Genomic DNA, 9,766 nt, shown 5'->3' with positions numbered 1-9,766 from the left:
TCCATTCGCTGTCCGTCAACTCATAACGACGCATTCCCTTCACCTCGCCCATTTCGTTGACTGTATTTTACCTTTTTGTGCACTTTTTTACAATCCCCTGTTTTTCAAACACACCTTAGGCGACTGCGACCCGAGCTGTTGTTTATTCGTCGATTTGAAATACGCCCATGGCTCGGAATTTGTCGTATCGCTTCTGGGCAAGATCCGTCTCTTCCTCCAACGCGGTCAGCGCGGCGGTGACGGCGGCCCGGATCGCCAGAGCCGTCTTGCGCACATTCCTGTGCGCGCCGCCTTCCGGTTCCGGGATGATCCCGTCGACGACGCCGAGGCGCAACAGATCCTCCGCCGTGATCTGCAACAGATCGGCGGCTTCATACTCCCGCGCCGGGTCCTTCCAGAGAATGCTCGCACAGCCCTTCGGCGAGATGACCGAATACACCGCGTTCTCCAACATCAACACCCGGTTGGCCACGGCCAGCCCCAACGCGCCGCCGCTGCCTCCCTCGCCGGTGACCACCGACACAACAGGGACAGTGAGTGCCATCATCTCCATCAGATTGCGCGCAATGGCCTCGCCCTGACCCCGTTCCTCCGCGCCCACTCCGCAAAAAGCGCCCGGCGTATCCACCAGACACACGACAGGTCTTCCAAATTTTCCCGCCTGTTTCATGAGACGCAGCGCTTTGCGGTAGCCCTCCGGATGGGCCATACCAAAATTGACGTCGATGTTTTCCCGGGTGCTCTTCCCTTTGACATGCCCAATTACGGTGACGGGGCGGTCCTCCAACAGTGCCAAGCCGCCCAAGACGGCGCTGTCGTCGGCAAACATCCTGTCCCCGTACAGCTCGATGAAGTCTTCAAACAGAAGGGGTATGTAGTCGCGGAGCGTGGGCCGGCCGCGCAGACGGGCCAGTTCCATCTTCCGCACGGCGGGCGACATCGCCGCCTCCTTAATCGCCATATCCGGACGTCTCTCCTCTCTCGTCTCTTGGCTGCCTCATCTCACAGACCCGCCGCGGGCTCGTCCGCCGCGCTTTGGACCCCCGGTCCCCGGTGCCAAGCCAGCAGCTTACCCAGCATGTCCCGCAGGGCGCCGCGGGGCACAATGCCGTCCACAAAACCGTGCGCCTGCTGGAACTCGGCGCTCTGAAAACCCTCCGGGAGCTGATGATGGATCGTACCCTCGATGACGCGTTTGCCGGCAAACCCAATCAGCGCCCCGGGTTCGGCCAAGATGATGTCGCCCAGCATCGCAAAGCTCGCCGTGACACCTCCGGTCGTCGGGTCAGTCAGCACCGTGATGTACAGGCCGCCGGCGGCCCCGTGCGCGCCCACGGCCCCGCTGACCTTCGCCATCTGCATGAGGGACAGAATGCCCTCCTGCATCCGCGCACCGCCCGACGCCGCGAACAGGACGACCGGCAGCCTCCCGGCGCGGCCGGCCTCAAACAATCTTGTCAGCTTTTCGCCCACGACGCTGCCCATCGAGGCCATCAGGAACCGGCTGTCCATCACGGCCAGCAGTGTCTCATGCCCCTGAATCCGGCACCGTCCGGTCACAACGGCCTCCTCAAGCCCGGTCTTCTTCCGGAGGACGTCGATCTTCCGCGTGTACCCCGGAAACTCCAGCGGGTTGACCGTCTGCACATCGACAAACAGCTCCTCAAAACTGTCGGCGTCTGCCGTGGTCAGAATCCGCTCCTGCGCCGTGAGGCGCTCATGACGGCCACACAGCGGACATACCTTGTGCGCGGCCTCAAACTCCTCTCGAAAGACCGCCTTGCCACATGAGGGACACGGGCGGTACAGATCGTCTGGCAGGTCCACTTCCGCCTCCTGACGGACACGCTGTGCGAGCGGCACCGAGACATACCGCGCCTTTTTGAAGAGATCTTTCAGCATGCGCCCTCTCCTTCCCCTTCGTGTGTCCGCGGCGCCAAGACCCGGCGCCGACGGACAAGTATCCGCTTCACCCCGGCGCTCCGCCGCCAAGGATCACCCAACGGGCGGAAATGTGTGCGTCTCAAGATAGTCGATCGAAAAATTCCCGGCGGCAAAGTCCGGCTCGCGCAGGATCTGCAATTGGAAGTCGGTCGTGGTGGGCACGCCCTCCACGTGGAACTCGGCCATGGCGCGCCGGGCGCGCGCCAGCGCCTGACGCCTGTCATGTCCGTGGGTGATCAATTTGGCCAGCAGGGAGTCGTAGTAGGGCGGCACCACATAGTCCTGGTAGATGGCGGCATCCACCCGCACCCCCGGCCCGCCCGGCAGGTTGAGCGTCCGGATGGGACCCGGACCAGGCAGGAAGTCGCGCATGGGATCCTCCGCGTTCACACGGCATTCGATGGCGTGCCCCCACTGCCGCAGGTCCGCCTGCGAGAGGCCAAGCGGCTGCCCGGCGGCGATCCGGATCTGCTCGGCCACAAGATCGAAGCCTGTCACACACTCCGTCACCGGATGCTCCACCTGGATGCGCGGATTCATCTCCATGAAATAAAACGCCCGGTTCTCGTCCACCAGAAACTCAACGGTGCCCGCATTGCAGTAGCCGGCCGCCTGGGCCAGCCGCACCGCCGCCGCCCCCATCTCCGCGCGCAGGCCGGCGGTGAGCAGAGGGCTCGGCGACTCCTCAATCAACTTCTGGTGGCGGCGCTGGATCGAGCACTCGCGCTCAAACAGGTGCACAATCTGCCCGTATTGATCGCCCAGTATCTGAAATTCGATGTGGCGGGGCCGGTGGAGGAAACGCTCCATATACACGCTGCCGTCGCCAAAATTGGCGTGCGCCTCGGCGCACGCCGCGATGTAGGCCGTCGGCAGCGCCGCCGGATCCTCCACCAGACGGATGCCGCGCCCGCCGCCGCCGGAGACAGCCTTGATGAGCAGCGGATAGCCTACCTTGCGCGCCACGGCGGCGGCCTGCGTCGTGTCCCGGACCACCCCTTCCGAACCCGGTACCACCGGCACGCCGGCGTCCCGGGCGGTCCGGATAGCCCGCGCCTTGTCCCCGAGCAGCCGGATGGCCTCCGGGGGCGGTCCGATGAATGTCAGTCCGCATGCCGCCACACACTCGGCAAAGTGCGCGTTCTCCGACAAAAAACCGTACCCAGGGTGCACGGCGTCGGCGCCGATGGCCAGCGCTGCGGCCAAAATTCGGTCGACGTTCAGATAGCTCTCCCCCAAGGCCGCCGGCCCGATACAGACGGCCTCGTCGGCGATCTGCGCATGCATCGAGTCCCTGTCCGCCTCGGAAAAAACCGCGACCGAGATGATACCAAGGTCACGGCAGGTGCGGATGATCCGCACCGCGATCTCCCCGCGGTTGGCAATGAGAATTCGTTTAAACATAGCCCCTACCCAATCGAAAATTTCAAGGTGCCGGAGGCCGCCTTCTCCCCGTTCACCGAGGCCGTGGCCTTTCCGTACCCGATATTTTGGAACACGCGCTCAATCCGTACGTCTGTCTCAAGACAGTCGCCCGGGAAGACTTTCCGCCGAAAGCGCACTTTGTCGATCCCCGCAAAATAGGCGAGCTTGCCGGCGTAGCACGGCAGCGACAGCATGACCACACCGCCTGTCTGCGCCATCGATTCGATGATCAACACCCCGGGCAGCACCGGCTGGCCAGGGAAATGGCCCCGAAAAAAATCCTCCGCGCCGGTGAGCCGCCAGCGGCCGACAGCCCGGACGCCGGGCTCAAGTTCGTCGATCTCATCCAGCAGCAAAAACGGCGGCCGATGCGGGATGATCTTTTGAATTTCCTCGCCTCCCAGCATCCTCACACTCCCTCCATCTCAAACAGCGGCTGGCCGAACTCGACGAGACCACCATTTTGCGCCAACACGCGCACAATTACCCCGTCGCGCTCGGCCTCGATCTCGTTCATCATCTTCATGGCCTCGATGATACACAGCGTGTCTCCCTTAGACACCACCTGCCCGGCCGTGACAAAGGGCGGCGCGTCCGGCGCGGGCGCCGCGTAAAACGTCCCCACAATGGGGGCGCGGATTTCCACAAGTTCCGATGCGGCGGACACCGCCTCCGGCGCCCTCGCCCACACCGCCGGCGCGGGCGTTTTTTCCGACGTCCCACACACCGGCGACGGCGCAGCGGCGCGTTCGATGCGCAGCTTCAGTCCGCTGCCCTCGTCCTCAACCAGCAGCACACCGACGTCGGTGCCCGCCAACCGGGTCAGTACGCCCTCCAACAAATCCAAAATTTCTCTCTGCGTCATGCCCTATACTCCTTCCCGTCCGCCTTCCGTCCGCTTCTCACCATTCACGCCTCATACTTCCGGAAGAGCAGGGACGCGTTGTGTCCGCCGAAACCGAACGAATTGCTGAGAGCCGCGTACACGGGCGCGCGACGCGCCGTATTCGGCACATAGTCCAAGTCGCAGGCCGGGTCCCGTTCCTCGTAATGGATGGTGGGAGGCATCGCGTCCCCATACACCGCCAACACGGAAGCGGCCGCCTCGATGCCGCCGGCCGCGCCCAGCAGATGCCCCGTCATCGACTTCGTCGAACTCACGGCCACTTGCGCAGCGGCTTCGCCCAACGCCCGATGGAGAGCCACTGTCTCCACCGCGTCGTTGAGCTGCGTGCCGGTGCCGTGGGCGTTGATGTATGTGATCTCCCGCGGCGCCAGCCCCGCCTGGGCCATCGCCCGGATCATCGCCCGCGCCGCGCCCGCGCCCTCTGGGTCCGGGCTTGTAATGTGGTAGGCGTCCGACGTCGCGCCATACCCCACAATTTCGCAGTAGACCCGCGCGCCGCGGGCGCGCGCTCTCTCCAGCGATTCGAGCACCAGTATCCCGGCACCCTCGCCCATGATGAAGCCCGCGCGCCGCTTGTCAAACGGCAACAGCCCCAGCGCCGGGTCGTCCGCGCTGGAGAGTGCCGTCATATTGGAAAATCCTGCCAACGACAACGGCGTGACGGCGGCCTCTGCCCCGCCGGCCAGGCAGGCGGTGAGTTCGCCCCGCTGGATCGCCAAAAAGGCTTCGCCCACGGCGTTGGTCCCAGACGCGCAGGCGCTCACCGGGCAGTAGGATGCCCCCTTGAGGCCAAACGTCATCGAGACCACGCCGGACGCCATGTTGGAGATCATCATCGGAATAAAGAAGGGCGACACTCGCCCGGGCCCCCGCTCCATCAACTTTTGATGTTCCGCTTCCAAGGTCAGGATGCCGCCGATGCCACTGCCTATGTAGGAACCCACGGTGTCCGTGTCCCCGGTGAAATCTGCGGCGGCGTCCGCCACCGCCATGCGCGTGGCCGCCACGGCGAACTGACAGTACCGGTCCATGCGACGGGCTTCTCGCTTTTCTATGAAATCCTCAGCCCGAAAATCGTTCACTTCGCCGGCCAACTTGGCCTTGTACCCGGTCGTGTCAAATCGAGTGATCGGCACAATGCCGCAGACACCGGCCAGCAAGTTGTTCCAAAAGGCCTCGACGCCCAACCCCACCGGGCTCACCACACCGATGCCGGTGATCACCACACGGACCATAGTCTCCCGCCTCCCTATCGATATCGCGATCGATACCGCGAAATATTGTCTCCAAAGGTACCGCGCGGGCGCTCAGAGCACCAGGCCGCCGTCCACACGAATCACCTGGCCCGTGATGTAAGCCGCGCCCTCGGACGCCAAAAAGGCCACCACGGCGGCCACCTCTTCGGGGCGTCCCACGCGGCCGGCCGATACGTGCGACAGCACGGCCTCCCGCTGTTGATCGGTCAGTGCGTCCGTCATATCTGTCTCAATCAGCCCCGGCGCCACGGCGTTGACCGTGATGCCGCGGCTGCCCAACTCTTTGGCCGCCGCCTTGGTCAGGCCGATGAGCCCCGCCTTGGCAGCGGCGTAATTGGTCTGGCCCGCATTGCCGGTCACACCGGCCACCGAGGCGATGTTGATGACCCGCCCGCGGCGCGCCCGGAACATGCGCGGCGTGACATGCCGCATCATTTGATAACCCGCGGTCAGATTCATCGCGATCACTTCGTCCCACTGCGCGTCCGTCATGCGCACCAGCAGGCCGTCCCGCGTGACGCCGGCGTTGTTCACCAGCACGTCGATCCGTCCGAAACGCGTCCACGTCTCCTCCGCCAGCTGCCGGCAGGCGGTCGGAGCGGCCAGGTCCCCCGTCCACACGGCGGCGGACACGCCCTCGGCACGGCATGCCTCCGCCACCGCTTCGGCGCGATCCGTGTTCCCACGGCAGCTCAGCATTAAAGAAAACCCATCAGCGGCCAGCGCGCGCGCGATCGCCGCGCCGATCCCCCGGGATGCGCCGGTCACCAACGCGACTTTCTCCCCGCGCTCCACTTTCAATTCTCCACCCTCAATTCTCAATCCCCCACGCTCCCTGCGCGGCCGTCAGCCGCCGGGCCGCATCGGCAAACATTGTTTCGATGATCTCCGCCGCCTTTGCGCGGGTCTTCACAAGCCCCGCGATCTGTCCCGCCATGAAAGACCCCTGCCGGGTGTCGCCCTCCTGCACGGCGCGGCGCAGTGATCCGGCGGCCGCCTTTTCGAGATCTTCCAGTGTGGCGCCGCTCTTCTCCAGTCCGATGTAGTCCCGCGCCATTTGGTTCTTGAGCTGCCGAATGGGGTGCCCGGCACCGTAGCGTCCGGTGACGATCGTACTGGTGTCATGCGCCTCTAAGATCATCTTCTTGTAGTTCTCATGGATCTGGCACTCGTCGGCTGGCAGAAAACAGGTACCGCACTGCACCCCCTCCGCCCCCAGCAGAAAGGCAGCAGCCAACGTGCGTCCGTCCGCGATGCCGCCGGCGGCGACCACCGGGATCTCCACCGCGTCCGCCACCTGCGGCACCAACGCCATCGTCGCAAGCTCCCCGATGTGCCCACCGGACTCGCAGCCCTCCGCCACCACGGCGGCCGCGCCCAGTTTCTCCATGCGCTTGGCCAGCGCCACGGAGGCAACGACCGGGACGACGGCGACGCCCGCCTCCCGCCAGGCAGCCATAAAGCGCCCCGGGCTGCCTGCGCCCGTCGTCACGACCGGTACTTTCTCGTCGAGCACGAGCTGGGCCAGGTCGTCGGCAAATTCGCTCATCAGCATGATGTTAACGCCAAACGGATGCTGTGTCAACTCTTTCGCGCGGCGTATCTCACGGCGGATGACATCCGCCGGAGCCGCGCCGCCGGCGATGAGCCCGAGCCCACCCGCCTGCGACACGGCGGCGGCCAGCGTGGCCTCCGCCACCCAAGCCATGCCGCCCTGGACGATGGGATATTTGAGCCCGAGCATCCGAGAAAATCGTGTGGAAACCATATTGTTTCATTCACTCCATTCAAAAAGAGCGGCGCCATAGGTGAGCCCCGCGCCGAACCCAACCATCAGCAGCAGGTCGCCCGGTTCCAGACGTCCCGCCCGGTTTAGTTCGTCCAGTGCGACGGGGATGCAGGCGCTGGACATGTTGCCGTAGCGGTCGACCGTAACGACCACTTTTTCTTCCGGCAGCGCGTACCGGCGCTGCACGGCTCTGATGATGCGAAGATTCGCCTGGTGCGGGATGACAAATTTGCAGTCCGAAATCGCGTGCCCCGTGCGGACCAACAGTTTCTCGATGGCCTCCGGCATGACCCGCACGGCGAAACGGAACACCTCATGCCCCTCCATTTTGATCCGTCCGCCCGGCATACAGCGCAACGCGGCGCCGTCGTCGCCCCGGGCGGCCAGAAAGGACCCTAGCCAGCCGCCGCCTGCCTTCTCGTCCCCCCGCAGCACGGCGGCGCCCGCGCCGTCGCCGAACAGGATGCAGGTGGTGCGATCTGTGTAATCCACCGTAGCGGTGAGCTTCTCGGACGCCACGACCAGCGCCGTCCGCGCGCCGCCGGTCAGGATGCGGCGGGCCGCCACATCGACCGCATAGATAAAACCGCTGCAAGCGGCGCTGACATCCATACAGAAGACGTCCGGCAGATCCAGCCGGTTTTGCAGATCGCAGGCCAGCGCGGGGTACATCCGGTCCGGTGTGACGGTTGACACCACCACCATATCGATGTCGGCGGGCGTGCAGCCGGCGTTTTCCATCGCGGCGCGCGCGGCTGCTTCCGCCATATCGACATTTTTCATCGTCTTCGCGATGTGGCGGGTCCGGATGCCGGTGTGTCCGACGATCCATTCGTCCGAGGTGTCCACCATGCGGGCCAAGTCCGCGTTGGTCAGGACATCCGGCGGCAGGCATCGGCCCGTGCCGGCCACGTATACTCTCAAAATGCCAAGCCCCCTCTTGCGTCAGGGATTTTTTATGATATACTTAAACAAGCTGATAACCCACTCGAGCCCAAAGGATAACAGACCAATTATACTGGGAGAGAAGCACCGATGTCAACCTTTGCTTTCGTTTACCCCGGTCAGGGGGCCCAGCGGCCCGGGATGGGACGCGCACTGTACGAGCAATACGCCCCGGCGCGCGAAGCCTTCGCGCTGGCCGGCGACGTGCTGGAGATCGATTCCAAAACGCTGTGTTTCGAGACGGAGGAAGCCGTACTGGCCCGCACCGAGCACGCTCAGGTGGCACTGTTTGTCGTCGGCATGGCCGCACACTGGGTGCTCACGTCTTTTGGCCTTACACCCGCCGCCGTCGCGGGATTCTCCCTTGGGGAGTGTACGGCGCTGTGCGCGGCCGGGTTTCTCACTTGGGATGACGGCCTGCGCCTGGTGCGCGCCCGCGCGCAGGCCATGCAACGGGCCGCCGACAACCGGGGCGGCGCGATGACCGCCGTGCTCGGCCTCGCCTGGGACACGGTGGAGGCAATCTGCCGCGAGGCCGGCGGCGAGGCGCAGCCCGTCAACGACAACGCGCCCGGCCAGACGGTCATCGCCGGCACGCCGGACGCCGTCGCCGCCGCCGGACAGCGCTGCCGCGAGGCCGGTGCGATGAAAGTGGTTCCGCTCGCGCTGTCGGCTGCTTTTCACACACCGGACATGGCTCCGGCCGCCGAGACGCTGCGCGCGGCCATGGCGGGTTTCGCCGTCCACCCGCCGCGACTTCCGCTGTATACAAACGTGACCGGGGACCGTCTGCCGGACAGCGCCGACCTGCCCGCCCACATGGCGCTGCAGATGTGCAGCCCCGTGCGCTGGCGGCGCTGCGTCCTCTCTATGGCGGCGGCGGGGGCCGATACTTTTGTCGAAGTGGGCGAGGGCCGGACGCTGCTCGGACTCATCAAACGCATCGACCGCACACGCCGTCTCCTGCCCGCCGCCACCCCGGCGGATATCGAGGCCCTGCGTGCCTTCGCGCCGGGCGGTGCGTGAGCGCGGCCAAGAGCCAATTGGGGTAAATCGTTCCGAAGGAGGCGCGCCATGCAGAAGCTCACGATCAAGATGGAGGGGTATCTTGAGACCGTCTACGCCCTGTGCGAGCAGAATGGGCGCGCGCGCGTAACGGACATTGCCGCGAAGATGGACGTGACAAAGGCAACCGTGAACCGCGCCGTATCCGTGCTGCACGAGATGGGGCTGGTGGAGGGCGCCCGATACCGCGAGGTGCGCATCACCGAGGAGGGCCAGCGGCTGGCCCGCTGGATCTGCAGCAAGCACGAGGCCATCGAGCTCTTTCTGATTCGCGTCCTGCACGTGGACCCCGCCGAGGCAGAACAAGACGCCTGCGCCATCGAACACATCATGTCGGACGCCTCCCTCCTCGCCATCCGCCGCTATCTCCGCGAACATAACATCAGCTGAGGGGCTGCGCATCCATAAAAAGTAGAAAAGGCCGCCCTCTCCGCC

At 65.1% G+C, this 9,766-nt stretch carries 11 protein-coding genes; 2 read left to right on the top strand and 9 right to left on the bottom strand.

The window, feature by feature from the left end; genetic code table 11:
* Positions 1–142: 142 nt before the first annotated feature.
* From LBK75_03250 to LBK75_03210, 9 genes are all read right to left on the bottom strand, one after another.
* Positions 143–961: an acetyl-CoA carboxylase carboxyltransferase subunit alpha gene (locus LBK75_03250; GenBank protein ID MDR1157311.1), complete on the bottom strand. Its 819-nt coding sequence runs from the start codon at positions 959–961 to the stop codon at positions 143–145.
* A gap of 41 nt (positions 962–1,002) precedes the next feature.
* A complete protein-coding gene (gene accD / locus LBK75_03245; protein ID MDR1157310.1) occupies positions 1,003–1,902 on the bottom strand; it encodes an acetyl-CoA carboxylase, carboxyltransferase subunit beta in 900 nt (299 codons plus the stop codon).
* Positions 1,903–1,995: 93 nt separating this feature from the next.
* On the bottom strand, positions 1,996–3,348 hold the full coding sequence (gene accC / locus LBK75_03240) for an acetyl-CoA carboxylase biotin carboxylase subunit (protein ID MDR1157309.1): 1,353 nt from the start codon (positions 3,346–3,348) through the stop codon (positions 1,996–1,998).
* 5 nt (positions 3,349–3,353) lie between these two features.
* Positions 3,354–3,776, bottom strand: coding sequence for a 3-hydroxyacyl-ACP dehydratase FabZ (gene fabZ / locus LBK75_03235; protein ID MDR1157308.1), 423 nt, complete (start codon positions 3,774–3,776; stop codon positions 3,354–3,356).
* A 2-nt stretch (positions 3,777–3,778) separates the two neighbouring features.
* Complete coding sequence (accB, locus tag LBK75_03230) at positions 3,779–4,234, bottom strand: acetyl-CoA carboxylase biotin carboxyl carrier protein (GenBank protein MDR1157307.1); 456 nt, start codon at positions 4,232–4,234, stop codon at positions 3,779–3,781.
* Positions 4,235–4,278: 44 nt separating this feature from the next.
* A complete protein-coding gene (gene fabF / locus LBK75_03225; GenBank protein MDR1157306.1) occupies positions 4,279–5,511 on the bottom strand; it encodes a beta-ketoacyl-ACP synthase II in 1,233 nt (410 codons plus the stop codon).
* Between the two features lie 72 nt (positions 5,512–5,583).
* Positions 5,584–6,333, bottom strand: coding sequence for a 3-oxoacyl-[acyl-carrier-protein] reductase (gene fabG / locus LBK75_03220; GenBank protein ID MDR1157305.1), 750 nt, complete (start codon positions 6,331–6,333; stop codon positions 5,584–5,586).
* Between the two features lie 10 nt (positions 6,334–6,343).
* Entirely contained in the window at positions 6,344–7,300 is a 957-nt protein-coding gene (locus LBK75_03215) for a nitronate monooxygenase (GenBank protein ID MDR1157304.1), read from the bottom strand.
* A gap of 6 nt (positions 7,301–7,306) precedes the next feature.
* The gene (locus LBK75_03210; protein ID MDR1157303.1) at positions 7,307–8,245 is read right to left on the bottom strand and encodes a ketoacyl-ACP synthase III; all 939 of its coding nucleotides are present in this window, start codon (positions 8,243–8,245) and stop codon (positions 7,307–7,309) included.
* Between the two features lie 111 nt (positions 8,246–8,356).
* On the opposite strand from LBK75_03210, the gene LBK75_03205 reads away from it, so the two are divergent.
* Both LBK75_03205 and LBK75_03200 read left to right on the top strand, forming a co-directional pair.
* Positions 8,357–9,292 carry an ACP S-malonyltransferase gene (locus LBK75_03205; protein MDR1157302.1) on the top strand — a complete coding sequence of 312 codons (936 nt, stop codon included), beginning with the start codon at positions 8,357–8,359 and terminating at the stop codon, positions 9,290–9,292.
* A 48-nt stretch (positions 9,293–9,340) separates the two neighbouring features.
* Positions 9,341–9,721, top strand: coding sequence for a metal-dependent transcriptional regulator (locus LBK75_03200; protein ID MDR1157301.1), 381 nt, complete (start codon positions 9,341–9,343; stop codon positions 9,719–9,721).
* Positions 9,722–9,766: the final 45 nt, after the last annotated feature.

It is taken from the genome of Oscillospiraceae bacterium (assembly GCA_031265355.1).
Lineage (GTDB): Bacteria > Bacillota > Clostridia > Oscillospirales > UBA929 > JAIRTA01.
The sequence above is the reverse complement of the archived record's forward strand: the minus strand, read 5'-3'. Positions and strand labels throughout refer to the sequence as shown.

What these genes read in the sequence shown, in the direction of transcription:
- LBK75_03250 (MDR1157311.1), bottom strand. Translation starts at nt 961, where the DNA reads ATGGCGATTAAGGAGGCGGCGATGTCGCCCGCCGTGCGGAAGATGGAA.
- accD (MDR1157310.1), bottom strand. Translation starts at nt 1,902, where the DNA reads ATGCTGAAAGATCTCTTCAAAAAGGCGCGGTATGTCTCGGTGCCGCTC.
- accC (MDR1157309.1), bottom strand. Translation starts at nt 3,348, where the DNA reads ATGTTTAAACGAATTCTCATTGCCAACCGCGGGGAGATCGCGGTGCGG.
- fabZ (MDR1157308.1), bottom strand. Translation starts at nt 3,776, where the DNA reads ATGCTGGGAGGCGAGGAAATTCAAAAGATCATCCCGCATCGGCCGCCG.
- accB (MDR1157307.1), bottom strand. Translation starts at nt 4,234, where the DNA reads ATGACGCAGAGAGAAATTTTGGATTTGTTGGAGGGCGTACTGACCCGG.
- fabF (MDR1157306.1), bottom strand. Translation starts at nt 5,511, where the DNA reads ATGGTCCGTGTGGTGATCACCGGCATCGGTGTGGTGAGCCCGGTGGGG.
- LBK75_03215 (MDR1157304.1), bottom strand. Translation starts at nt 7,300, where the DNA reads ATGGTTTCCACACGATTTTCTCGGATGCTCGGGCTCAAATATCCCATC.
- LBK75_03205 (MDR1157302.1), top strand. Translation starts at nt 8,357, where the DNA reads ATGTCAACCTTTGCTTTCGTTTACCCCGGTCAGGGGGCCCAGCGGCCC.
- LBK75_03200 (MDR1157301.1), top strand. Translation starts at nt 9,341, where the DNA reads ATGCAGAAGCTCACGATCAAGATGGAGGGGTATCTTGAGACCGTCTAC.